This window comes from Micromonospora sp. NPDC048898 (assembly GCF_043198035.1).
Taxonomy (GTDB): domain Bacteria; phylum Actinomycetota; class Actinomycetes; order Mycobacteriales; family Micromonosporaceae; genus Micromonospora.
Genome location: NZ_JBICUF010000006.1, coordinates 105626 through 126705 on the forward strand (window position 1 = coordinate 105626; position 21080 = coordinate 126705).

Consider the following 21080-nt stretch of genomic DNA (forward strand, 5'->3'; position numbering starts at 1 on the left):
CAAAGCCCTCGGTCGAGCCGAGGCGGAGTCCAGGCGGCGATCCGGCAAGGCGGAGATTCGTCCGGATACCGGTGTTGTATCCGGACGAATCTCCAACGCGGCCGGTCGTCGTCTGGGCCCGCCGCAGGCCGGCCAGGGGCTTTGACACAGACCCTGTGTCAGTAGTCGCTGGCCGTTGAGTCCGACGCGGGCCGATTCGCGCGGTCGTAGGCCTCCTGCGCCGCCGACACGTCGCCGAGGTGGGTGATCGACCATTCCTCCAGCGCGCGCAGCGGCCCACGCAGGGTGCGGCCCGCCTCGGTGAGCGTGTACTCCACGCGGACCGGCACCTCCGGGTAGACGGTGCGGCGCACGAGACCGTCGCGTTCGAGCCCGCGCAGGGTCTGGGTGAGCATCTTCTGCGAGACGCCCTCGACGCGTCGGCGTACCTCGGAGAAACGGACACTGCCGTCCCAGAGGGCGCCCACGACGAGCACCGTCCAACGGTCGCCGATGCGATCCAGGATGTGGCGAGTCGGGCAGTCCGCGCGATAGGGGCTGCCCCGCAGCACCGACTCAGCCCCGGGGGTGGTTACCACAAAGTGCCTTCTTCCCGTTGGAGAGTTGCACTCGTACGGTAATCGCAGTGCGTCGCCCGACGCCACCCCATCTCCTGGAAGGGCACCTCGTGTCTCGCATCACCGTCATCGGCGGCACCGGCTATGCCGGTTCGGCAATCGTCGCGGAGGCCGCCGCTCGTGGTCACCAGGTCACCTCGCTGAGCCGCTCGGCCCCCACGACGCCCGTCCCGGACGTGACCTACCGCCACGGCGACGCCACCGACGAGGCAACCCTCGCGGCGGCCGTCGAGGGCGCGGACGTCGTCGTGGCCGCACTCGCCCCACGCGGCCCACTGGCCGGCGCCTTCCGCGACGTCTACCGGGCCGTCGCCCGTCTGGCCGACGCCGCCGGCGTGCCCCTGTTCGTCGTCGGCGGCTACTCGTCGCTGCGCCCCGCGCCCGGGGCGGACCGCTTCGTCGCCGACCTCAGCCACGTCCCGGCGGAACTCCACGACGAGATCCGCGCCGGGGCGGCGCTCATCATCGAGGACCTTCCGGCCACGCCCGCGACGCTCGACTGGGTCTTCGTGAGCCCGGCGCTCAGGTTCGGCGCATGGATGCCCAGCGAGCGACTCGGCCGTTACCGACTCGGCGACGATGTCGCGGTCGCGCCCGAGGACGGCGGCGCGATCTCCGCCGCGGACTACGCGCTCGGGTTCGTCGACCTCATCGAGAAGGGCGATCACCACCGGGCTCAGGTCAACCTCGGCAACTGAGGCCCCGGTCCGCAGCCATCCGCCCCCGGCCAGCGAGAACGCCATGATCGACTCGGCTTTCAGGAAACCGGGGTGTCCGCGCTACCGGGACGCCCCGACTTTCAGGAACCCGAGTCGATCAGCGCAGGCCCGCACAGCTGACGACCTCCGGCGGTCACCACCGTAGGGTCGTTGCGGGTGACCTGCGCGCGTACACCCTGGGGGATGCCCTGACACCCGCGGACCGCGACGTCCTGCGCGGCTGGCTGCGCGACAACACCACCGGGGCGGCGCTGATCCGCGCGGGCGTGCCCGCCGGCTGGGTGGTCGGCGACAAGACCGGGACCGGAGGGTACGGCACCCGCAACGACATCGCCGTGCTCTGGCCGCCCGACCGGGCCCCGATCGTGCTCGCCGTGCTGTCCAGCCGCGCCACGAAGGGCGCCACCCCCGACGACGCCCTTCTCGCGCAGGCCACCAGGGTGGTCGTCGCCCACCTCTGACGGCTGCCGGTCGTGGCCGCGTCGTGCCGGTGCGGGGATCGTTGACCGGCCGTCCGGGCGCGGAGGCCGCGTGTGCCTACTCGGTGCCGTCGGCCGGCAGACGCTCGGGCAGCCCGAGCCGCGGGAACTGGTCGTCGTGGAACGTGACGATCTCGGTGATCGCACCGCCGGTGACGCGCAGGACGTCGATCGTCAACGGCAGGTACGCGCCCTCGTCGGCGCGCCACAGGTAGAACGCGACGGCCGGCTGCCGGTTCACCGAGGTCGGGACCCCGCGCAGGCCCCGCATGCCCTCGAACCCGTCCTCTACCCAACTCCTCACCACCGCGTCGCGCCCGACGGACAGGCCCGGGGTGGGCGGCATCGAGCAGCGGACGTCGTCGCGCAGCATCGCGGCGAGCACGTCGATGTCCGTGGCCACGGCGGCGTCGGTGAAGCGGCGCACCAACTCCCGCGTACCGGCGTCGCCCTCCCCACCGGTCCAGTCCTGCCGCTCGGCCGGCAGGTGCTCCCGCATCCCGGCACGGGCCCGCTGCAACGCGCTGTTCACCGAGTTGACGGAGTCCCCGAGAAGATCCGCGACGTCCTTCGCCGGCCACCCGAGCACGTCACGCAGGATCAGCGCGGCGCGGGGGCGCGGCGCGAGGTGTTGCACCGCGACCACGTACGCCAACTCGATCGTCTCCCGCGCGACGGCGAGCGCCTCCGGCTCGTCCGCGCCACCCGCCGGCACCTCGTCGAGCAACCGATCCGGGTACGGCTGCAGCCATCGCACCTCACCCCCGGTCGCGGGCTCCGGGCGGTGCTTGGCGAGCAGGTCCAGGGAGACGTTCGTGGCGATCCGGTACAGCCAGGCCCGCAACGACGACCGTCCCTCGAAGGTCTCCCGCCGTCGCCACGCCCGCAGCAACGTCTCCTGCACCGCGTCCTCGGCGTCCTCGAACGACCCGAGCATCCGGTAGCAGTGCACGTGCAGCTCCCGCCGGTGCCGATCCGCCAACCCCGCGAACGTCAGCTCGTCGACCTCGCCCAACCCGTCCAGCCGCGTGTCCGCACTCATCACGTCATCCTTCCGTCTCGTCACGTCCCTGGGTATGACGGGCGCGGGCGCGAAAACTCATCACCGGGGTCGGTGCTCTGCCGGCCCGGCTCCGGCCGTTGCGCCGCGGTGGCACCATCGGTGCGGTGAACGTTCGTCGCCTGGCGGCCATCGACATGTACGGCAGCCGGGGCACCACCCGTCGACGCTGGGTCATCCTGGCCGAGTTCCTCGTCGGCGTGGTCGTCATGGTGACGTGGGGTGTCTGGCTGCTGGCGTCGACGCGCGGCCCCGGCAGCCGAGCACTGGGGCTGTGGCTGACCGGTGCGGGCCTCAACTACGCCCCGCTGTCCGCGTACGCGATCGCGCTGATGCGCCCCGGCGCCCTGGACGCCGAACTGGCCGGCGCGTCCATCGACGGGGAGTTGCGCCGGTACACAGTCCTTCAGCTCTGGGTGTTCATCCCGCTCTCGCTCGTCGTGCTCGCCATCCGCGATGTGCTCGCCGGGCGGCGGGCACGCGGATGACGGCCGTCGCGCAGCTCTGACGAGCAGGGCGGGCCCCCCGCGGACCGATGCCGTGCGATACGGTCAGTTCGTGGTTCCGGTGGAGGCGGTCGCGGCTTCGTACGCCCGGTGGATCACGCCTCCGCTGCCGTTGTACGGCAACGACCACGAACGGTCCGACTTCGCTCCCTGATCCGCGCCGGCAGTTGCCCGTGGGTCCGTTCGATTCCTTCCATCGCGCCGGGAGCGATGTCTCATGTCTTCATCCGGTATCCGGGTGGTCCTGCGTGCCCCGCAGGTGCTCTGGGTCCTGCTCGCCGCCCAGGTGGGTCGGCTGCCGTCGGCCTCCGGGCCGCTCGCCCTCCTGCTGTTCGCGCGGGAGTCGTTCAGCCTGGCCACGGCCGGGTTGCTCGTCGCCGCGTACACCGCCGGGGTGGCGGTGGGAACGCCGCTGCTCGCCCGAGCGGTGGACCGTTGGCGTCAGCCACCGGTGCTGCTCATCTCGGCGGTCATGTCCGGTGTCGGGTTCGGCTTCGTGGCCACCGGTGCCTTCGGCGCGACAGGTGCCGCCGTCGGTGCCGTGGTCGCCGGGCTCGGCGCTCCCCCGCTGGAGGCGTGCCTTCGCTCGCTGTGGCCGGATCTGCTGCCCCCGGCGGCGGTGCCGGCCGCGTACGCGCTGGATGTCGCCGTACAGGAGGTGATTTTCGTGGTGGGCCCGCTCACGACGCTCCTCGCGGTGGCGCTCGGCGGGCCGGTCGCCGGGTTGGTCGTGGCCGCGCTGCTCCAGCTCGCCGGGACCGCCGCGTTCGTCCGCGCTCCCGCCGTGCGGGCCTGGCGGGGGGTTGCGGCGGCACGGCACTGGGCCGGTCCGCTGCGGGTGCCCCGGTTCGCGGCCCTGCTGGTCGGGGTGGTCGGCACGGGGATGGCGGTCGGCGGCATCGCGGTGGCGGTCACCGCCTACGCGGAGGAGGCCGGCGACCGGCACCTGGCCGGCTGGCTGCTCGCCGCGCAGGCAACCGGCGCCCTGACCGGCGGCCTGCTCTACACCCGGGCCCGGCCCGCCGGAGCATGGCGGCTGCCGCTGCTCACCGCCGGGCTGACCCTCGGCTTCGTGCCACTGCTGCTGACACCGCGCCCCACCCTGATGGCGGTGTTGCTGGCGGTCAGCGGTCTGGCCCTACCACCGGCGCTGACCGCCATCTTCCTCCTGGTGGATCAGCTCGCGGCGCCGGGCACCGTGGCCGAGGCGTTCGCCTGGGTCGCCACCGCGTTCACCGTCGGCAGCGCCGCCGGGTCGGCGGTCACCGGTCTGGTGGTGGCGAACGGCGTCCGTCACGGTCTGGCCCTCGCCCCCGTCGCCGCGCTGCTCAGCACCATCGTCATGGTGGCCGTCACCAGAAACACGACAGGCCGGCATGTCGCCACCGCCGACCACCACGACCCGCATCTCACGCAACAGCGCTGAGAGGTCACGCTGACTCCGGCGCTGGTTCAGCCGTCAGTCGGCGCTCAGGTCGCGGGTCGCCAGCTCGCTGAGCGACGCGCGGGCGTCACCGCCGAGCAGCGTGCGAACCGCCGCCGGCTGGCTCACCTCGAACGGCTCCACGAGGAACGGCGGCGACGCCGCTCTGCTCAGCAGCATCGTGGTGGCCGTCGCCAGAAACAGTGCCGACCACCACGATCCCCGTCTACCGCACCAACACCGAGACCATCGTGATCAGAGGGTCACACTGACTCCGGCCGCCTTGCACGCGGCGCTGACGTCCTTGCCGGCCTTCAGGAAGGCCGGGTTGTCGGCGGCGGACCCCGGGTCGGCGGCCGCCGCGGCCTTGGCCGCCTCGGCGCCGAACGGCTTGAGGGCCGTGGCCACCTTGCCGTCTCCGCCGGCCGCGGTCAGGGCAGTAACCTTCGTGCCCAACTCGGTCAGGATCTTCTTGAGGTCCGCCGCGCTCGGCTCACCAGCCATGGCGACTTTCAACAGCTCGGCCTTCATCTCGTCGCTGGCATTCTTTAACGACGTGCAGATCTCCTTGTCGCTCGTGGCGCCGGCCGCGGCTGGCGATGCCGGTGCGGCAGTTGGGGAGGCCGCCGCTGAGGTGGCGGCGGACGTGCTGGCAGGCGGCGTCGAACCGGCGTTCGTCGCCGGTTCCGCGTCACCGCAAGCGGTCAGCGCGGTGGTAGCGGCAAGGATCAACAGCACGGAAGCAATTCGAGAGTGATTCACGGACGCGGACACTAATCGACGAGTACGACATGATCAATTCGCTCGGGACGATTCCCGCTATCACCGCACTTCCGCGAGTGGCGCTCCACCCAATTACGTGCGGGCAAGGGCCTGCCGTCGGCGGCGCCGCTTGAGCAGCTCGCGGATGACGACTCGAAGCGCGCCCAGGGTGAGCGCCAGCCCGCCCGCCGCCGGCAGAAACTCCAGACCACCTCGGGTCACCCACAACTGGACCTCGTACCACGTCCCCTTGCGCTTCTCGTGCCGGGCCGAGGGATGGGAACCGGTCAAGGTGCCCGTCGTGGTCACTTCCCGCGGTGAGCCTCGGTCGTCCCAGATGAAGGGGACGCCGATACCGGTCGCCAGGATTCCAACCAGGACGACCGTCAGTGCGGCCCGGAGCGTCGAGACACCTGAGGTGTCGCCGCGGAAGTCAGACATGGCCGAGACGGTACGGTCAGCGCAGCGTCCAGCGATGGCGCGTGGCGGCACCGGGTGCCGCCGCCGCGCGTCACCCGGGCTGCTGGATGCTGCGGACGATCCGCGCGAAGCCCTCCTGGCCGTGGCCGGCGTCGACCTGGTGGCGGATGAGGCGTTGCACCATGGCGACCACATCCGTGCTGATGCCCTGGTCGCGGCTGGCGGTGAGGATGTCGCCGAGATCGGAGAACTCCAGGCTCTGCTGCCCCGGCACGGTGTAGTCGCCCCCGTCGACGACCGTCGCGAACCTCGGGAAGGCACCGGTCATGGCGGACAGCCAGGGTGCGGCAAGCGCGGCGAACTCCTTGGCGCTCACGCCGGACGGCGCGACCATGGCGACGCCGTGGAAGAACCCGGCGAACATGACGTACATGCCGGCGAGCAGGGCCAGGTCGTACAGCGACGCCAGGCCGGGGTCCGCGCCGAAGTAGGTGCTGGTCCCCCACCGGTCGAGCAGCGGCCGGTACGTGTCGAACGCGTCGGCGGACCCGCTGTAGAGGATCGACGAGCCGGGCTGGCCGATCATGGCGGGGACGGCCATGATGCCGCCGTCGAGGTACGTCACGCCGGCGTCGGCGGCCCAGGTGGCCAACTCGCGCGCCTGCTCCGGCGTCGTCGTCGTCACGTTGACCAGGGTCCGACCGGCCAGGTCCCCGGCCAGCGGGTCGAGCACCTCGTGGACCGACGCGTGGTCCAACAGGCAGACGACGACCAGTTGGCCGGCGCGGATCGCCTCGGCGGCTGTGCGGGCCGGGATCGCGCCCTGGGCGACGAGTGCGCTCGCTCTGTCGGCCGATCGGTTCCAGACCGTTGTCGGGTAGCCGGCCTCCACCAGGGCAGCCGCCAGGGCGCTGCCCATCGCCCCCAGCCCGAGGACGCTCACCGGAAGGTCGTGCCGTGTGTCCATGTCTCTGATCCCCTCGTGATGTCGGTCGAGGAAATCCTTTCGGCTGCCGATAGAGTTGACCAGTACCGACAATGTTGTGCGGTACTTACCTTCTGGTAAGTCCATCCTGGAGGGCTGATGGCGACGACAGCGCGAAGCGGACCATATTTCTGTGGCATCGACGCGGCGATGGACGTCGTCAGCGGCAAGTGGAAGTCGCTGATCCTCTGGGAGCTGCACCACTACGGGGTTCGTCGGTTCGCCGAGCTGCGGCGGGGCCTCGTGGGCGTCAGCGAGAAGATGCTGATCCAACATCTGCGCGAGATGGAGGAGGACGGGCTCGTGCACCGTGAGGTATATCGCGAGGTGCCACCGAAGGTCGAATACTCGCTGACCGACGACGGTGTCTCCCTCAACGCCGCGCTGGCCCCGCTGGGCGCGTGGGGCACCGACCGCATCCGACGAATCGGCGCCGACAAGATCCCGGTCGAGTGAGTCGACGAGTCGGGCCGGGGCTCGTGCGGGCGGGCGGTTGCGGGGCATGGATATGCTTCGTTGTCACGGGGTGACCGGTGCAGCATCCAGTGGCGAGGAGGAGCCAATGACACCTCGACCATGTACGGACGGCACGCTCCAGCACCTGTCCGTGGATCTCGACGACGAGGCCGACGGGGATGGCGGCCAGACGGGTCTCACGCTGTGTTCGACGCCGGAGCGTCCGGTCTGGGGCAGTGACCAGTGGGCGATCGACATCGCCTACGAGATGTATCGCAGTGACAGTCGCGTGGACGTCGCCGCGTTGCCCCCGTGCGCGCAGTGCCTGCGGGTGGCGGAGTTGCTGACCGACCCGGATACGGCCCCGCTGCTGCACCGGAGGACTCCCCGGCCGGAGGTCGCCTCCGGGTTCACCGGCGAGGAGATTCGCGGCGTCCTGCGTACCGACATCGCCACCGGAGCCTCGCTCGGCCGGCGGGCCGCCGTACATCTGCTGACCTTCACCGCGGTCCCGGACCAGCCGGGCTTCGGTGACCTCGTGGGGATCCTGGATCTGCCGTGGGACATGGGCGACATCGTGCGGATGGGGCAGGTCACCGACTGGGCGGCGGTGGTCGAGTTCGCGGCGGCCGCCGACGTGCCGGACCGGGACCGGCAGTTGGTCGCCGTGGCCGCGAGCCTCGCCGGTGGGCCGCCGGTCGGCCTCGACGCCGCCCTCAGCTTCGTCGACGATCCCGCAGCGGCCCGGCGGGTGATCGAGGCGATCGTGATCGCCACGGGTCACGGCGACCGGTGGCAGCTCACCGAGAGCCCGGCCCCGCACGCCCACACCTGACGGGGGCCACCGGCAACGTCGGCACCGAACCTCAGCCGGGCGGCGGCGGACACTCCAGGACCGCGATCGAGTTTCCGGCGAACAACCCCAGGTGCGGGTGCCCGGCGAGGATCTGAACCGCCTCGTCGTGCGAGTCCGCTTCCACAATGGTGTACGCGGTCAGGGCGTCGGTGAAGTCCTCGACGCCCCGTGCCGTGATGAGCTTCTTCGCGTTCAGGGGAGCACCGGGGTCGACGATGGCCTTCTCGTTGGCCTGCGCCCAGGCCGCCCACGCGTGGAGAAACTCGGTCTGCCGCTGTTCGCTGAGGTCGACCTTGTCGGCCGCACCAGCCGCGCCGTTGAAGAGCGCAAGAAACCTGCCCATCTCCGGATCGTACTGCCGGGCGTTCCGCCGCTCACCATGGGCGACATTTCAAGAAAGTTAAGATCAACCTCTTGGAAGTTGAGGATTCTTGAGCTACAAATTCAGGTATGGCAGATCAGGCGATGGATTGGCAGGACCTCACCAGCCTGACGCGAGGGCAACCGTTCGTCGTCGAGCGGGTGCGCCTGGCGAGCAACGGCGTCGCGATCGAGGGCGAGTTCGAGCCACCGCAACTGGCTCAGCTCAACGTCGATGACCAGGTCTTCGTCACGGCGTTCGTGCGCTGCCACGGTTCGATCAAGGAGATGGAACGCATCTTCGGGGTGAGCTACCCGACGATCAAGTCACGACTCAACCGGATCACGCAGCTGCTCGACTTCGTCGAGACCGACCCGGCGCCCTCGCGGGCCGACATCGTCGACAGATTGCGCCGCGGTGAGATCACCGCCCAGCAGGCATTGGCCGAGCTGGACGGCCGGACGTGATGCCGCAGCTGGTGACCGTCCGGGTCGACCGCCCGGACCGCCGGCCCATCCGCGTCTGGGTTCCGGTGCTCCCCGTGGCGCTCGTGCTCCTGCCGGTCGTGGTCCTGGTCGTGCTGGCGGCGATCGTGGCCTGCGTCGTGTTCCGCGTCGGTGTGGTGCGGGCACTGGGCGCCGCCTGGCGTGTCATCTCCGCGCTGCCCGGCGCCCGCTTCGACATCGCGCAGGGCCACACGGCCGTGCTCGTGGCTATCCGATAGGAGAGGTCCCCATGACCGAACAACGCAAGGACATCCTCGACATGCTGGCCGCCGGCAAGATCACCGCCGACGAGGCGGAGCAGCTCATCGCCGCACTCGAACGGGACCAGGCACCGGCGACGGCGAGTCACGACGCCCGCCCGAAGGGCAAGGTGAAGTACCTGCGGGTGATGGTGGACGCCACCGACAACGGCGAGCCGTCGCGGGTCAACGTGCGGGTGCCACTGCAACTGCTGCGCGCTGGCGTACGGCTGGCGGCGCTGATCCCGCCGCAGGCCCTGGTCAAGGCCAATGCCTCGCTCAGCGACTCGGGTGTGCCGATCGACCTGACGCAGCTCAAGCCCGAGCAACTGGAGGCGCTCGTGGAGCACCTCGACGAGGTGACCGTGGAGGTGGATTCACCCGATGCCACCGTACGGGTCTTCTGCGAGTAGGCGGCGTCTGCGGGGACGGCCCCCGGAGAGGGTGCGGTAACAGCCTCCCGAGGCTGCACCCACCGCGTCCGGCCGCTGGTCGGGGCGTGCCGGCGCGACCCCGGGAAGGACAACCATCGAGGTACGCGGGCAGCGGCCGATCGCGACCACCGAGGCGGACATTCCAGGGGACACGAAACCGCCATCCACGGCACCTATCATCTCGAGATGACCGAGCCTGTGCTGTCATTCGGTGAGCATCTACGGGCGTTGCGCCGGGCGGCGGCTCTCACCATCGAGGCACTCGCCGAGACGTCCGGGGTCAGCGCTCGCGCGATCAGCGACATGGAGCGCGGGCACAGCCGTACTCCGCAGGCCAGGACACTCACCGCCCTGGCCGATGGCCTGGGCCTGGACGACGAGGGCCGCGCCGGGTTGGTGGCGGTCGTCCGGGCGGCCCGCTCGCCCAGTGCCGCCGGGCGACCACGGCTGTGCGAGTTGCCGCGCGGGGTCGGCGACTTCGTGGGCCGAGAAGCCGAGCTGGCCATCGCCCGGGCCACCGCCGGGCGGGCTGTCACCGGTGACGGTCCGCCGCCGGTGTTGGTGGTGCACGGACCGCCCGGGTTGGGTAAGACCGCCTTCGCGGTAAGGGTGGCCGAGGAGTTGCGGGACAGCTTTCCGGGCGGCGCGATGTTCCTGGACCTACGTGGCACGGACGCCGTACCGCTGCCGGTCGGTGAGGCTCTTCGTCGGCTGCTGCGGGCGCTGGACGTCAGTCCCGGCCAGATCGCACACACCGATGACGAGCGGTCGGCGCAGCTACGGGCGGTGCTGCGGGATCTGCCCTGCCTGCTGGTCCTCGACAACGTCGGTTCGGAGACGCAGGCACGGATGTTGTTCCCGGCCGGGGGACGGTGCCTGGTCGTCGTGACGAGCCGCCGGACACTCGGCGGTCTGGAGGGCGTCGTGCGGGTCGGGCTGCCGCCGTTGGCCGTGGCCGAGTCGGCCAGCCTGTTGGCGGCGATCGCCACGCAGGCCGCGGACCCGACCGCGGTCGCACAGGTCGAGTTGGTGTCGGGGCTGTGTGGCCACATGCCGCTGGCGCTGCGGATCGCGGGCACCCGCCTTGCCGCGCGTCCGCAGTGGACCATCGACCACCTGGTGGACCGACTCGGCGACGCGGACCGCCGGCTCGCGGCTCTGACCGCCGGTGACACCGGGGTGGCTGCCGCGTTCGCGCTGTCGCACGCCCAGCTGTCGGACCCGGCGGCCTTGCTGTTTCGTCGGCTCGCCCACGTGCCGGGTGTCGACTTCGCGGCCCCGTTGGCGGCCGTGCTGACCGAGACCGGCGTGTTCGAGGCCGAAGAGCGGCTCGATGAGCTTGTCGAGTTGGGTCTGCTGCAGGCCGAGGGCGTCGACAGGTATCGGTTCCACGACCTGATCCGGCTCTACGCCGGGCAACGGCTGTCGGCCGAGGAACCCCCGGCCACCCGCACGGCGACCGCCCGGCGGATGACCGACTGGTTGCTGGAGACCGTGATCGTCGCCGGGCGTTGGTACGAACCCGCGTACGGCGCGTTGCCCGATGACTGGGACGGCCTGGTGCCGTTGGCCACCTTGGAGGAGGCCGGTGCCTGGCTGATGGCGGAGACCGACAACTGGCTCGCCGCCCTCCGCGTCGCAGCCGAGGACGGCCGGCATGAGCTGGTCGTCCGTGTCGCTGACGCCGTCCACTGGTACTCCGACTCAAGCGTCCTGTGGCTCGGATGGTACGAGGTGTACGGGCTGGCGCGCACGGCTGCGGCCGCGCTGCCCGACCGGCGCAGTCACATCGCCCAGATGAACGGCTTCGCGTGGGCGGCGATCTATGGCGCCGACCGTGCCGAGGAGGGCGCCGAGGTGGCGATGGAGGCCTACCGGATGGCCGAGGCGATCGGTGACCTGGAGGGACAGGGCTGGGCACTGCAGTTCGCCGCGGCGGCCTGGCGGCGCATCGGCCGGCTCGACGAGTCGGTGTGGGCCCTTCGCGAGGCCCGTGACCTGGCCGACCGGGCCGGTGACCACGACGGTTACCTACAGATCTTCCAGGGCATCGGATTCGCGCTGATCATCATGGGTCGTCCCGACGAGGCCATCGACGAGTTTCAGCAGGCACTCGTCGAAATGGACCATCGCCCGGTGTCGGCCCGGGCGGACCTGGGCGCCCGCGCCGGTGCCCTGAGCGGCCTGGCCGAGGCACACAACCTCAACGGCCACTGGGCGCAGGCGCTGGAGGCGGCCGAACGGGCGTTGCCTGTCGTGCTCGAACGAGGTGAGTCGATCATGATGGGCGACCTCTACTTCGAGTTGGGCAGAGCCCGAGCCGAACTGGGATTCGTCGCCGAGGCCCGTGCCGACCTCACCCGCGCCCTCCACCTGCTCGACGGCACCGGCCGCCGCGATCCCCAACAGGCCATGGCCCGGGAGATCCTGGCCAGGCTGGGCACCTGACGTGCTCCGGTCGTGAGGTGCTTCAGCCCTTGGCCTGGCTGCGACGGGCCCGCCGACGAGGCTTGTCGTCGCCGCCGGCGAGCCGGGTGAAGGTGAGCATGTTCGCCAGGGCCACGACGACGATCGCGACGCCGACCTGGATCGCGAGCACCACCCAGTCCCAGCGCAGCACCCACACCTTCACGCTGGCGCCGTCGTCGATGTCGAGTGCCCTGGCGACCACGGTGCCCAGCACCGCCGAGCCGACGCCGATGACGAACGTGGCGAAGACGCCGATCCGCTGCCTTCCCGGCAGGATGAGCCGGCCGAGCAGGCCGACGAGGGCACCGATGAGCACCGCGCCGAGATAACCCGTTACCAGCATTGCCGTCTCCCCTCCAGCAGTGCCGACGTACATGCCCGGATCTCACCTGCCCGGAAACCCCGCCCCGCCTGGTCACCTACCTGGAGATGGACAACGCCGACGACCTGCGGCCGTGGACTCTCCGGCGGTACGCCGGGTGTGGCTGCACACCAGCTCACTGGACCATCCGAACGCCCTGCGCAACTATCAGCGCCGCGGCTTGACCGTCTACCGCACCGAGGTCGAAGCCGACCGATAGTTGCCGCCCCGGCGTGACCACCCGCCGTCGTCGTGGACCGGAGCAACCGGCAAGTCACCGGGTAAGGCGCGACACGCGCCGCCAGCCGCGCCACGCCGGCCGGCGCCGGCTGCGCGCAATCAACGTCGGCGATCACGGTACGCCCCAACGACCGGCACCGAACCTCAACCGGCGCTACCGCGAGTCCGAGCAAGCGGTGATCGCGCGTTGACCCGGTCGTTCACGTCTCGGCGATGACTGGCCGGTCGCATCGCCGCACTACGACTACTGGTTGTTCGACTCGGCGCGGCTGGTGGCCGTGTACCACGACGAGGATGGGCGCTTCGTCGTTGTCAGCGCGTCAACCTGAACGTGGGTGTACCCGGCAGTTGGTGTGGAGGTATCGGGCTGCGCCGTCGGTGAAGTCGTAGATCGCGACCGTCTGGGGGTCCTCCAACGGGTCCGCCGGTGGCATCAGGAAGTGTGTCTCGCTCACCGGCTGGAGTGCGTAGCTGATGCGTTCTGGTTTCTGGAGGAACTCCGCCTGCATCGGGTCGAGGACCAGGGTGAGACAGAGCGTTCCGCTGTCGGTGGACACTTCGAATCGGGTGCCGGGTCGCTCGTAGACGCCCTCATACCTGGACAGGTCGAGGTGCAGCGTTGGGTCCGGTGTGGGCAGGTCTGGGATGGTGACCGTGCCGAGGTCGACCAGGATCTCGTTGAACACCGTGCGGTAGAGGCTTTCTCGTGGTCCGCCGTTGGTCAGCATCGCGATCGCGGTGTTCGAGTCGGGCAGGATCCGGAGCCGGGCGTTCTGCCCGATCGTACTGCCGTCGGTGGCGTAGACGGTTTCACCGTGCCAGTCACAGACGATGAGGCCGAGTGCCCATGCCGGCCCGAACAGGTACGGATCGGGTACGGGGACTCGCGAACGCATCATCTCCTGCATGCTTTCGGCCGAGACAATGCGCTTCCCGTTCGGCGCTACGCCCTCGTTGAGCAGGACATGCGCCATCGTGAGTACATCCGGGACCGTCGAGGTGATGTTGCCGCCGGGGCCGAAGGCGCGCGGCAGGTAGTCCACCGGCGTGACGATCGGGCCGTCGTCCAGTGAGCGGACCAGGTGCCCGGTCGCGGCCCGGGTTTCGTCCACCTGCTCGCGCCAACTGCTCGTGCTGGTCAGACCCATGGGATCGAAGAGACGATCGCGCATGATGTCGTCCCAGCGTTTGCCGTCGAGTACCTCCAGGATCCGGGCGAGGATCGCGTATCCCAGGGCCGCGCTGTAGCCGTGGGTGTGGCCCAGCGGGAAGACCTGGGGCGCGTCGGCGATGGTGGCGACCATGCGCTCGTAGACGTCGTCGTCCTCGCCGGGATCGCCGTACGCCTCTTCGACCCCGTCGGCGTGGTAGAGCAGGTGACGCGGGGTGATCGTGGCACTTGCCTCGGGATCGGCCACCCGGAAGCCGGGCAGGTAGGTCCGAACCGGCTCGTCCAGGTCGACCTTCCCCTCGTCGACGAGTTGCATGAACGCCAGCGCGGTCCACGTCTTGGTCATGGAGCCGCACTGGTAGACGGTGTCGATCGTCGCGGCTTCCCCGGTTTCCACGTTCCTGACCCCGACCGCGAACTCGACGACCTTCCCGTCGTGGAGCACGCCGATCGCGGCGCTCGGGATGCCGTACTCCGACAGGAGTTCGGCGACCCGAGTCCGGATCCGCGGCACATCGAGCGTCATCGCGGGAGCCCCACCGCGTTCGCCGCGTCCGCTTCGAAGTACTCCGTCGTGGCGTAGGCGCCCGCGTGCGTCTCGAAGAATTCCCGCACGCCGTCGATGGAGTCGTGGGTGATGATGTTGACCGCCTTCGCCCCGTCCTTGCTCGCCACCGCCACCTTCCACGTGGCGCCCCTGGGGAGCGCGGCGTGCCCCTTCTTCAGGCCACTCCAGAACTTGCTGTTGTCCGAGACCGTCGATACGGCCAGCACGTGCACCACCATTGCCCTCCCTTTCAGCATGCGGAAAAGCTACGTTGCGTTTCATGTGTGGTCAACAGGACGGACGCTTAAAACCTAGGTCAGAGGCAAGGAGTTGCAACAGGCTTGTAAGTGAACGCAACTAACCCAGTGAAGCCGTTGCAATGTACTGTGATTGAACGCAAGGAGGGGGGGCAGATGCCCGGAGCCAGGCTGACCCAGGAGGACCGCAGCCGGATCGCGGCGTGGCTGGCCGACGGACTCGGGTACGCCGAGATCGGCCGCCGGCTGGGCCGGCCGACGTCCACGATCAGCCGGGAGGTCGCACGCAATGGCACGCCCGGCGCCTACCTGTCTGAACACGCCCAGCAGGCCGCCGGCCACCGTGCTCGCCGGCGCAGGCCCCGACCGTCCGGGGCGACGACCGACAAGCAGACCACCGAGGTGGTGCGGGGCTTCGTGGACCAGTTCGCAACCCTGTTGGCCGCCACCGGACTACCCCGGATGACTGCCCGGGTGTTCGTCTGCCTGCTCGCCGCCGACGCCAGCGGCCTGACGGCAGTCGAGCTGGTGCACCGGTTACAGGTCAGTCCGGCGTCGGTGTCCAAATCCATCGGATACCTGGAAGCCATGGACCTGGTGGTGCGCCGACTGGACCCCGGTGGTCGCCGGGAGCGGTACGTCATCGACGACGATGTCTGGCTCCGGGCATGGCAGTCCGACACCAGCGCACACGGCGAGATCGCCCTGGCCGCGCAGCAGGGCGTCGAAATCTTCGGCGCCGACACGACCGCCGGAGTCCGGCTGGGCAAGATGGGCCAGTTCTTCGCCCACCTCAGCCAGCAGATGAGCGGCAGCATGCTCGCCGAGCCCGCCGTTCATGACTCGCTGACCGTGCTCGCCGCGCTCGTGCACGCCGGTCGACCGCTCATTCTCACCACACTGGCCACCGCGCTCGACTGGCCCCGGGACCGCCTCACCGCCGCCCTGGAGGCGATTCAACGTCACCCCGCCATCGCCGATCCGCTCGTCCTGCGGACCATCGAGCCCCAGGCCTACACCATCACCACCAGACCGGACCGCCTCAGCCCGGCGCAACGCCAAGCCCTCGAAGACGTGAGCCACACACAGCGCCGCGCAAGAGACCGGACCAGACAGCTCCCACCGTCCAGCGCGCCATCACCCCTCCGGTCAGTGGCCAGCACCACACCGCCTGATCCAGCGACGAGGTGATCCTGGGGCGATGGCGGACGAGCGATGATCGATCCGGCCAAACCGTCGTCGTGCACCACGGCTCCAACCCACAATGTGATCGGCAGCCGCCGTGCGGAGCGCCCGGTTGTGGGTGGGCAACGCCACGGACCGGTACGGCCGGCTCAGCAACCCCGAGACGGGACTTTCCGCGCAGTCAGGCCAATCGGCCGTGGCCGCAGGTGCCAACGGTCCGACCAGCGTCGGCCACTGACGCGGTGCTCATCAGATGCTCATCGGTCTGCGGCAAGGTCGAGAGGAACGCCTGCCAACGTCCGGCAGGTGCACCGACCGGCGACCACTCACGAGGAGAACAGCACGTGGACCTGCAGCTCAGCGGCAAGACCGCATTCATCAGCGGATCCAGTCAAGGCATCGGTTACGCCACCGCGAAGGCCCTGGCCGGCGAGGGTGTCAACGTGGTCCTCAACGGCCGCGACCCGGCAAAGCTGGCCGAGGCTGTCGACGTGTTGCGTCGGGAGGCGCCCGGCGTATCCGTCACCGGTATCCAGGCGGACTTCTCGGTTGTCGATGACGTCGACAGGCTGTGCGACGAACTGCCCAGCGTTGACATTCTCATCAACAACGTCGGGCTCTTCGAGCTCAAGCCTTTCGACCTCATTTCCGACGAGGAGTGGCGGCGCTACTTCGAGGTGAACGTGCTCAGCGGGGTCCGGCTCGCGCGGCACCTCATGCCGGCAATGCTCGACCGGGGGTGGGGCCGGATCGTGTTCGTGAGCAGCGAGTCGGGCGTCAACATTCCCGCCGACATGATCCACTACGGCACGTCCAAGACGGCGATGCTCGCAGTGGGCAACGGCCTGGCGAAGCTGACGAAGGGCACTGCGGTGACCGTCAACTCGGTGCTGGGCGGCCCCACCTATTCCACCGGCGTCGCCGAAACGGTCAGGTCGCTGGCCGATGCCCAGTCCCTCCTCGAAGATGACCTGAAGGTGGCGATCATCGGCGCCAACCAGACCTCCCTACTGGGACGCTTCATCGAACCGAGCGAGATCGCGAACACCGTGACCTTCCTCGCCAGTCCCGTAGCGTCCGCAATCAACGGATCGGCGGTACGCGTCGACGGAGGTGTGCTGACAACGATTCTGTGAGCCCGCGGCGGGCTTGACCCGTCGCCGGTCCAGCAGGCCCCGGGCTGCGGTCCTGATCGCGATGCCGGGCATCGGGTCAGGACCACGCATCCTGACGCCCCGGCGTAGCCACGCACCATCGTCCCGGGCCGGAGCAGCCGGCCGGTCAGCGGGTGAGGCCGACAAGCGTCGCCAGTCGCGCCACGCCGGCCGGCGCCGGCTGCGCGCGGGCAACCTCGGCGATCACGGTACGCGCCAGAGGCCGGCACCGAACCTCAGCCGGCGCGACACTGTCCGCGTCCACCAGGGCGCGGGCAGCCCCGCGCAGGTCACCAACCTGGAGGTACGCCCGCGCGACGTCGACGAGGTACGCGCCCCCGAGTCGCCAAGATCAGGAACAAGGTATCGGCTTGTTGGGTCACTACGCTAAGCACTACTCTCCTGACCGACAGCATTTGCCAGCCGTCTGTCTCTGTGATGGAGGTCGTGATGAAGCTGACCAAGCTCTATAAGGATCCTGGCTCGGGTGGCAACGGGTGCCCCACGGTCTACCTGGGCGAGAGTGGGGAGCTTGTCGTTCAAGGGAACCTCATTGACGAGGCCACCCTCGGCGAGCTAGAGAACGTTCTTCCTGGTGAGGGCGCAGTGCGGCTTCCCGCCGAGGTCCTGCTCGGTGCCATTGAGCGCTACCGCGAGTCCGAGCAGCGGTGATCGCGCGTTGACCCGGTCGTTCACGTCTCTCGATGACGACGAGTTCAACCAACTGTTTCGCGACTTCCGTTACACGGCTTACCGGCTGGAGACGCTTCAACGGTACGACGTGTCGTACGAGCAGGATGAGTTCGCGCGCTTCCTGGCGGGTCAGACCCGCGGCGAGTTTCCCGGGATCGCAGGATGGTGCGAGACCGTGCGGGCCGCGGTGTCGGTGGGCAAGCGCATGCACCGGGTCCATGTCGTCGCCGAGCCGCTATCCGATTATGTGCGGTTCGAGTGTGGATGGGCTTACGAGCACACGGTGAAGGCGGGCGAGGACGTCCGCCTCATCGTGGTTCCCGGCGATGACTGGCCGGTCGCACTGCCGCACTACGACTACTGGTTGTTCGACTCAGCGCGGCTGGTGGCCATGTACTACGACGAGGGTGGGCGCTTCGTCTCCGGCGAGTTGATCAGCAAGCCGGAGCAGATCGTGCAGGCCAACCTGTGGCGTGATGCGGCCGTCTCCGCTTCTGTCCCCTACCGGACGATCGCAGACCAGCTCCAGATCAACGTGCCATGACCCGCCGCTCGCAGCCGGGGCGGCAGCGTGACGGACTCAAGCCGCCGCGTCAACTTCCCCTCGACGCCACCCGCTTCGTCAACCGCAAGCAAACCCTCACTCGGTTGGACGCGGCGCTGCCCACCGACGACGAACCGATGGCTGCGGGCCTCCGACCAATGACCGTGGCCACCATCGCGGGCGCACCCGGTGTGGGCAAGACAGCGCTGGCGGTCCATTGGGCTCACCGCGCACGCCGGTGGTTCACCGATGGCGACCTCTACGTCGACATGCGCGGCTACGGCCCTGGACCAGCCCTCGACGTCGGCCAGGCGCTGGACACGTTCCTCCGCGCCCTGCACGTGCCGGCGGAGCAGATCCCCACGGACACTGACGGACGTGCCGCCCTCTTCAGGTCCGTCCTGAACGGCAAGCGCGTCCTGATCGTGGTGGACAATGTGTCAACCGTCGGTCAGGTCCGGCCACTACTCCCGGCCACGCCGACCTGCATGGCGATCGTCACCAGTCGCAGCCGACTGTCCGGTCTGGTGGCACGGGAAGGAGCATCGCGGATGACTCTGGACGTCCTGACTCCCGAAGAAGCAATAGCGCTGCTCAGCGACAGCATCGGCGGGGGCCGCGTCAGCGCGGAGCCACAGGCCGCCGCTGAACTCGCTCGCCGCTGCGCCTACCTCCCCCTTGCCCTGCGGATCATCGGGGAACGCATCGCCAACTCTCCCCACGCCACCCTCGCGGAGTTCGTGGCAGACCTCGCCCTCGCCGAGCATCAGCTCGACGCCCTCGCGGTCGACGATGACGAGCTTTCCGACGTGCGGGCGGTCTTTTCCTGGTCCTACCAGACGCTGCCCGCCGACACGGCGCGGTTCTTTCGACTCCTCGGGTTACACGCCGGCTCCGACATCTCGGCGGCAGCAGCGGCAGCCCTCATTGGCGTGGATCTGGCCCGAGCCCGCAATCTGCTTGACCAGCTCACCGCCGCGCACCTCGTGGAGAACTCCAGCCGCGACCGATACCTGTTCCACGACCTGCTCCGCGCCTATGCGCTCGAACGAGCACAGGCCGAGGAGACGCCCGAACAACAGCGACAGTCGCGACGCCGCGTCTACTCCTGGTACCTGTGGATGGCCGAAGAAGGCCGCAAGGTTATTCTCCCGCACTCGCATGCCGTCGCTCTGCCCGCAGCCGAGAGCGGAGTCGCCCTCGCTCCTCCGCGCACGGTGGCCGAGGCGATGGCATGGTTCGAGCGGGAGCGGCTGAACCTTCTGGACACCGTTCGGCAGGCCGACGATCTGGGAGAACTCGACATCGCCTGGCAGTTGCCGGTGGTCAGCGACGGCTTCTTCGAGCTCAAGTCCTACTGGGCCGACTGGCGCCACATCCACCTCACCGGCCTACGTGCGGCGCGCTCCGCAGGATCGCGCCTCGGCGAGGCTGCCAACCTCCGCTGCCTGGGCGACGCCTACTGGCGCATGGGGCAGCGCGAGACCGCGCTCAACTGCTATCACCAAGGCGTCGCCGCAAGCCGTGACGTCGACGACCACTGGGTGGAAGGATTTTGCCTGCGTGGACTCGGCCTCATCCATGAGGAGCTTGGGCAGACGGACGAGGCCATGGACCTCTATGGCCAGGCGAGAGAGGTCTTTCGCCGCCACGGCATCACCCGTGGCGAGGGCATGTCGTTGCTCAGCCTCGGCAACGGGCACCGCACACGCGGAGACCTCGACACGGCTATTGCCTACTACCAGCAGGCCGTTGACATCCTCGGCAGCATCGACGATCACTGGAGCGTCGCCTGGGCCTCCTTTCCCCTCGGCTTGGCGTATCAACAGGTCGGCCGGCTCGACGAGGCCCTGGAGCGGCACACGCATGCCCTGGAACTGTTCCGCAGGTTCGACGACCGACGTTGCGAAGGGCTCACCCTGGCAGCCCTCGGCGACACTCACCACGCCACCGGCCAGCACGAAGACGCACAGCGCTGCTGGCAGCAGGCACTACAGATCCTCGATCCCCTCGGAGATCCCCATGCCGGGGCAGTTCGCAGCCTTCTCGCGGGGATCGGTAGCGGCGGGAGCACCTAGTCACGGCTGCCCGGCGCCGCCTTGCCTTGCTCCTTGCTCCACTGCCACAGAGCCCTGTCCAAGGTCCGCAGGTCGGTGTTTGCGCGTTTGGCTAGATCCGTGCATACCTGCAGGTAGGACATGTAGTTCGGCTGCTGGCTCAACTCGCCGTGGGCTCGTAGCGTCTCGATCGCCCGGAAGTCGGTAACGGTGAAGGCCGATGGTTCGCAGGCCATGAGGAGCGCGCTCGCGATCGGCACACCGACACCGTCGAGCAGGCAGAGAATCCGGTGGCGCAGGCGCTCTGGTGCTGCAAGTGCCATGCGCGTCAGGTCCTCGATATCGCTGTCGCTGTTGCGTTCGATATACGTGGTCGACCGTGGGCTCTTCCAGAGGACCACTTGCCGTAGGTCACTGCGGTTGTAGTACCCCCGCTTGGCGACAGCCGGCCCAACCACATCGAGCACGTCGGTCTCCAGCGGCCTCACCTGGTATCGATCACTCCAGTACAGGACGAAATCCCTGGTAATCGCTGGCTTCGTGCCGTGATGGTCAAACTGATCTACCGAAGGCATCGTC

General features: G+C 69.3%; 27 protein-coding genes and 1 pseudogene. 17 read left to right on the forward strand and 11 right to left on the reverse strand.

Annotated features, from left to right (window positions below; translation table 11 throughout):
* Positions 1-158: 158 nt before the first annotated feature.
* Entirely contained in the window at positions 159-578 is a 420-nt protein-coding gene (locus ACGFIQ_RS18190; protein WP_393244902.1) for a winged helix-turn-helix transcriptional regulator, read from the reverse strand.
* Between the two features lie 89 nt (positions 579-667).
* Between ACGFIQ_RS18190 and ACGFIQ_RS18195 the strand changes: the two genes are divergently transcribed.
* Both ACGFIQ_RS18195 and ACGFIQ_RS18200 read left to right on the forward strand, forming a co-directional pair.
* A complete protein-coding gene (locus ACGFIQ_RS18195) occupies positions 668-1315 on the forward strand; it encodes an NAD(P)-dependent oxidoreductase (RefSeq protein WP_393244904.1) in 648 nt (215 codons plus the stop codon).
* A gap of 173 nt (positions 1316-1488) precedes the next feature.
* A pseudogene (locus tag ACGFIQ_RS18200) lies at positions 1489-1797 on the forward strand (serine hydrolase); the annotation flags it as partial.
* Positions 1798-1873: 76 nt separating this feature from the next.
* On the opposite strand, the gene ACGFIQ_RS18205 reads toward ACGFIQ_RS18200, so the two are convergent.
* Positions 1874-2857, reverse strand: a complete 984-nt coding sequence (locus tag ACGFIQ_RS18205) for an RNA polymerase subunit sigma-70 (RefSeq protein ID WP_393244906.1) — start codon at positions 2855-2857, stop codon at positions 1874-1876.
* A gap of 125 nt (positions 2858-2982) precedes the next feature.
* Here ACGFIQ_RS18205 and ACGFIQ_RS18210 point away from each other — a divergent pair, with 125 nt between their 5' ends.
* Both ACGFIQ_RS18210 and ACGFIQ_RS18215 read left to right on the forward strand, forming a co-directional pair.
* Positions 2983-3363, forward strand: coding sequence for a hypothetical protein (locus tag ACGFIQ_RS18210; protein ID WP_393244908.1), 381 nt, complete (start codon positions 2983-2985; stop codon positions 3361-3363).
* Positions 3364-3598: 235 nt separating this feature from the next.
* Positions 3599-4807, forward strand: coding sequence for an MFS transporter (locus ACGFIQ_RS18215; protein ID WP_393244910.1), 1209 nt, complete (start codon positions 3599-3601; stop codon positions 4805-4807).
* A gap of 33 nt (positions 4808-4840) precedes the next feature.
* Here the strand turns inward: ACGFIQ_RS18215 and ACGFIQ_RS18220 are convergent, their stop codons facing one another.
* Complete coding sequence (locus tag ACGFIQ_RS18220; RefSeq protein WP_393244912.1) at positions 4841-4984, reverse strand: hypothetical protein; 144 nt, start codon at positions 4982-4984, stop codon at positions 4841-4843.
* A gap of 75 nt (positions 4985-5059) precedes the next feature.
* Entirely contained in the window at positions 5060-5308 is a 249-nt protein-coding gene (locus ACGFIQ_RS18225) for a hypothetical protein (protein WP_393244914.1), read from the reverse strand.
* Here ACGFIQ_RS18225 and ACGFIQ_RS18230 point away from each other — a divergent pair.
* Positions 5307-5561, forward strand: a complete 255-nt coding sequence (locus ACGFIQ_RS18230; RefSeq protein ID WP_393244916.1) for a hypothetical protein — start codon at positions 5307-5309, stop codon at positions 5559-5561. The genes ACGFIQ_RS18225 and ACGFIQ_RS18230 overlap by 2 nt on opposite strands.
* Positions 5562-5659: 98 nt before the next feature.
* On the opposite strand, the gene ACGFIQ_RS18235 is transcribed toward ACGFIQ_RS18230, so the two are convergent.
* Positions 5660-6007, reverse strand: a complete 348-nt coding sequence (locus tag ACGFIQ_RS18235) for a hypothetical protein (protein WP_393244918.1) — start codon at positions 6005-6007, stop codon at positions 5660-5662.
* 70 nt (positions 6008-6077) lie between these two features.
* The gene (locus tag ACGFIQ_RS18240) at positions 6078-6953 is read right to left on the reverse strand and encodes an NAD(P)-dependent oxidoreductase (RefSeq protein WP_393244920.1); all 876 of its coding nucleotides are present in this window, start codon (positions 6951-6953) and stop codon (positions 6078-6080) included.
* 117 nt (positions 6954-7070) lie between these two features.
* On the opposite strand from ACGFIQ_RS18240, the gene ACGFIQ_RS18245 reads away from it, so the two are divergent.
* Positions 7071-7427 (forward strand): winged helix-turn-helix transcriptional regulator, encoded by a 357-nt coding sequence (locus ACGFIQ_RS18245; protein WP_393244922.1) that lies wholly within the window; start codon positions 7071-7073, stop codon positions 7425-7427.
* 106 nt (positions 7428-7533) lie between these two features.
* The gene (locus ACGFIQ_RS18250; protein WP_393244924.1) at positions 7534-8262 is read left to right on the forward strand and encodes a hypothetical protein; all 729 of its coding nucleotides are present in this window, start codon (positions 7534-7536) and stop codon (positions 8260-8262) included.
* 31 nt (positions 8263-8293) lie between these two features.
* Here ACGFIQ_RS18250 and ACGFIQ_RS18255 read toward each other — a convergent pair whose 3' ends face one another.
* Complete coding sequence (locus ACGFIQ_RS18255) at positions 8294-8626, reverse strand: hypothetical protein (protein ID WP_393244926.1); 333 nt, start codon at positions 8624-8626, stop codon at positions 8294-8296.
* 107 nt (positions 8627-8733) lie between these two features.
* On the opposite strand from ACGFIQ_RS18255, the gene ACGFIQ_RS18260 reads away from it, so the two are divergent.
* From ACGFIQ_RS18260 to ACGFIQ_RS18275, 4 genes are all read left to right on the forward strand, one after another.
* Positions 8734-9111, forward strand: coding sequence for a DUF2089 domain-containing protein (locus ACGFIQ_RS18260; RefSeq protein WP_393244928.1), 378 nt, complete (start codon positions 8734-8736; stop codon positions 9109-9111).
* A complete protein-coding gene (locus tag ACGFIQ_RS18265) occupies positions 9111-9368 on the forward strand; it encodes a hypothetical protein (protein ID WP_393244930.1) in 258 nt (85 codons plus the stop codon). The genes ACGFIQ_RS18260 and ACGFIQ_RS18265 overlap by 1 nt, the downstream gene beginning before the upstream one ends.
* Before the next feature lie 11 nt (positions 9369-9379).
* Positions 9380-9802, forward strand: coding sequence for a hypothetical protein (locus ACGFIQ_RS18270; RefSeq protein ID WP_393244932.1), 423 nt, complete (start codon positions 9380-9382; stop codon positions 9800-9802).
* 207 nt (positions 9803-10009) lie between these two features.
* A complete protein-coding gene (locus ACGFIQ_RS18275) occupies positions 10010-12271 on the forward strand; it encodes a helix-turn-helix domain-containing protein (RefSeq protein WP_393244934.1) in 2262 nt (753 codons plus the stop codon).
* A 22-nt stretch (positions 12272-12293) separates the two neighbouring features.
* Here the strand turns inward: ACGFIQ_RS18275 and ACGFIQ_RS18280 are convergent, their stop codons facing one another.
* Complete coding sequence (locus ACGFIQ_RS18280) at positions 12294-12635, reverse strand: GlsB/YeaQ/YmgE family stress response membrane protein (protein WP_393244936.1); 342 nt, start codon at positions 12633-12635, stop codon at positions 12294-12296.
* Between the two features lie 112 nt (positions 12636-12747).
* On the opposite strand from ACGFIQ_RS18280, the gene ACGFIQ_RS18285 reads away from it, so the two are divergent.
* On the forward strand, positions 12748-12873 hold the full coding sequence (locus ACGFIQ_RS18285) for a hypothetical protein (RefSeq protein ID WP_393244938.1): 126 nt from the start codon (positions 12748-12750) through the stop codon (positions 12871-12873).
* A 340-nt stretch (positions 12874-13213) separates the two neighbouring features.
* Here the strand turns inward: ACGFIQ_RS18285 and ACGFIQ_RS18290 are convergent, their stop codons facing one another.
* Together ACGFIQ_RS18290 and ACGFIQ_RS18295 are read right to left on the reverse strand one after the other, a co-directional pair.
* Positions 13214-14590: a serine hydrolase domain-containing protein gene (locus tag ACGFIQ_RS18290; RefSeq protein WP_393244940.1), complete on the reverse strand. Its 1377-nt coding sequence runs from the start codon at positions 14588-14590 to the stop codon at positions 13214-13216.
* Entirely contained in the window at positions 14587-14868 is a 282-nt protein-coding gene (locus ACGFIQ_RS18295) for a hypothetical protein (RefSeq protein WP_393244942.1), read from the reverse strand. Before ACGFIQ_RS18295 ends, ACGFIQ_RS18290 begins: the two co-directional genes overlap by 4 nt.
* Positions 14869-15024: 156 nt before the next feature.
* On the opposite strand from ACGFIQ_RS18295, the gene ACGFIQ_RS18300 reads away from it, so the two are divergent.
* The 5 genes from ACGFIQ_RS18300 to ACGFIQ_RS18320 all read left to right on the forward strand — a co-directional run bounded on the left by ACGFIQ_RS18300 (position 15025) and on the right by ACGFIQ_RS18320 (position 20522).
* Entirely contained in the window at positions 15025-16059 is a 1035-nt protein-coding gene (locus ACGFIQ_RS18300) for a helix-turn-helix domain-containing protein (protein ID WP_393244944.1), read from the forward strand.
* Between the two features lie 338 nt (positions 16060-16397).
* On the forward strand, positions 16398-17189 hold the full coding sequence (locus tag ACGFIQ_RS18305; protein ID WP_393244946.1) for an SDR family NAD(P)-dependent oxidoreductase: 792 nt from the start codon (positions 16398-16400) through the stop codon (positions 17187-17189).
* Positions 17190-17657: 468 nt separating this feature from the next.
* A complete protein-coding gene (locus ACGFIQ_RS18310; RefSeq protein WP_393244947.1) occupies positions 17658-17879 on the forward strand; it encodes a hypothetical protein in 222 nt (73 codons plus the stop codon).
* A 7-nt stretch (positions 17880-17886) separates the two neighbouring features.
* Positions 17887-18444: a DUF6879 family protein gene (locus tag ACGFIQ_RS18315; protein WP_393244949.1), complete on the forward strand. Its 558-nt coding sequence runs from the start codon at positions 17887-17889 to the stop codon at positions 18442-18444.
* On the forward strand, positions 18441-20522 hold the full coding sequence (locus ACGFIQ_RS18320) for an ATP-binding protein (protein ID WP_393244951.1): 2082 nt from the start codon (positions 18441-18443) through the stop codon (positions 20520-20522). The genes ACGFIQ_RS18315 and ACGFIQ_RS18320 overlap by 4 nt, the downstream gene beginning before the upstream one ends.
* Here ACGFIQ_RS18320 and ACGFIQ_RS18325 read toward each other — a convergent pair.
* Complete coding sequence (locus tag ACGFIQ_RS18325) at positions 20519-21076, reverse strand: hypothetical protein (protein ID WP_393244953.1); 558 nt, start codon at positions 21074-21076, stop codon at positions 20519-20521. The genes ACGFIQ_RS18320 and ACGFIQ_RS18325 overlap by 4 nt on opposite strands.
* Positions 21077-21080: the final 4 nt, after the last annotated feature.

Coding starts and splice junctions, on each gene's coding strand:
- ACGFIQ_RS18205 (WP_393244906.1), bottom strand. CDS start 2,857: ATGAGTGCGGACACGCGGCTGGACGGGTTGGGCGAGGTCGACGAGCTG.
- ACGFIQ_RS18215 (WP_393244910.1), top strand. CDS start 3,599: ATGTCTTCATCCGGTATCCGGGTGGTCCTGCGTGCCCCGCAGGTGCTC.
- ACGFIQ_RS18220 (WP_393244912.1), bottom strand. CDS start 4,984: ATGCTGCTGAGCAGAGCGGCGTCGCCGCCGTTCCTCGTGGAGCCGTTC.
- ACGFIQ_RS18230 (WP_393244916.1), top strand. CDS start 5,307: ATGGCGACTTTCAACAGCTCGGCCTTCATCTCGTCGCTGGCATTCTTT.
- ACGFIQ_RS18225 (WP_393244914.1), bottom strand. CDS start 5,308: ATGGCTGGTGAGCCGAGCGCGGCGGACCTCAAGAAGATCCTGACCGAG.
- ACGFIQ_RS18235 (WP_393244918.1), bottom strand. CDS start 6,007: ATGTCTGACTTCCGCGGCGACACCTCAGGTGTCTCGACGCTCCGGGCC.
- ACGFIQ_RS18240 (WP_393244920.1), bottom strand. CDS start 6,953: ATGGACACACGGCACGACCTTCCGGTGAGCGTCCTCGGGCTGGGGGCG.
- ACGFIQ_RS18245 (WP_393244922.1), top strand. CDS start 7,071: ATGGCGACGACAGCGCGAAGCGGACCATATTTCTGTGGCATCGACGCG.
- ACGFIQ_RS18250 (WP_393244924.1), top strand. CDS start 7,534: ATGACACCTCGACCATGTACGGACGGCACGCTCCAGCACCTGTCCGTG.
- ACGFIQ_RS18255 (WP_393244926.1), bottom strand. CDS start 8,626: ATGGGCAGGTTTCTTGCGCTCTTCAACGGCGCGGCTGGTGCGGCCGAC.
- ACGFIQ_RS18260 (WP_393244928.1), top strand. CDS start 8,734: ATGGCAGATCAGGCGATGGATTGGCAGGACCTCACCAGCCTGACGCGA.
- ACGFIQ_RS18265 (WP_393244930.1), top strand. CDS start 9,111: ATGCCGCAGCTGGTGACCGTCCGGGTCGACCGCCCGGACCGCCGGCCC.
- ACGFIQ_RS18270 (WP_393244932.1), top strand. CDS start 9,380: ATGACCGAACAACGCAAGGACATCCTCGACATGCTGGCCGCCGGCAAG.
- ACGFIQ_RS18275 (WP_393244934.1), top strand. CDS start 10,010: ATGACCGAGCCTGTGCTGTCATTCGGTGAGCATCTACGGGCGTTGCGC.
- ACGFIQ_RS18280 (WP_393244936.1), bottom strand. CDS start 12,635: ATGCTGGTAACGGGTTATCTCGGCGCGGTGCTCATCGGTGCCCTCGTC.
- ACGFIQ_RS18290 (WP_393244940.1), bottom strand. CDS start 14,590: ATGACGCTCGATGTGCCGCGGATCCGGACTCGGGTCGCCGAACTCCTG.
- ACGFIQ_RS18295 (WP_393244942.1), bottom strand. CDS start 14,868: ATGCTGAAAGGGAGGGCAATGGTGGTGCACGTGCTGGCCGTATCGACG.
- ACGFIQ_RS18300 (WP_393244944.1), top strand. CDS start 15,025: ATGCCCGGAGCCAGGCTGACCCAGGAGGACCGCAGCCGGATCGCGGCG.
- ACGFIQ_RS18310 (WP_393244947.1), top strand. CDS start 17,658: ATGAAGCTGACCAAGCTCTATAAGGATCCTGGCTCGGGTGGCAACGGG.
- ACGFIQ_RS18320 (WP_393244951.1), top strand. CDS start 18,441: ATGACCCGCCGCTCGCAGCCGGGGCGGCAGCGTGACGGACTCAAGCCG.
- ACGFIQ_RS18325 (WP_393244953.1), bottom strand. CDS start 21,076: ATGCCTTCGGTAGATCAGTTTGACCATCACGGCACGAAGCCAGCGATT.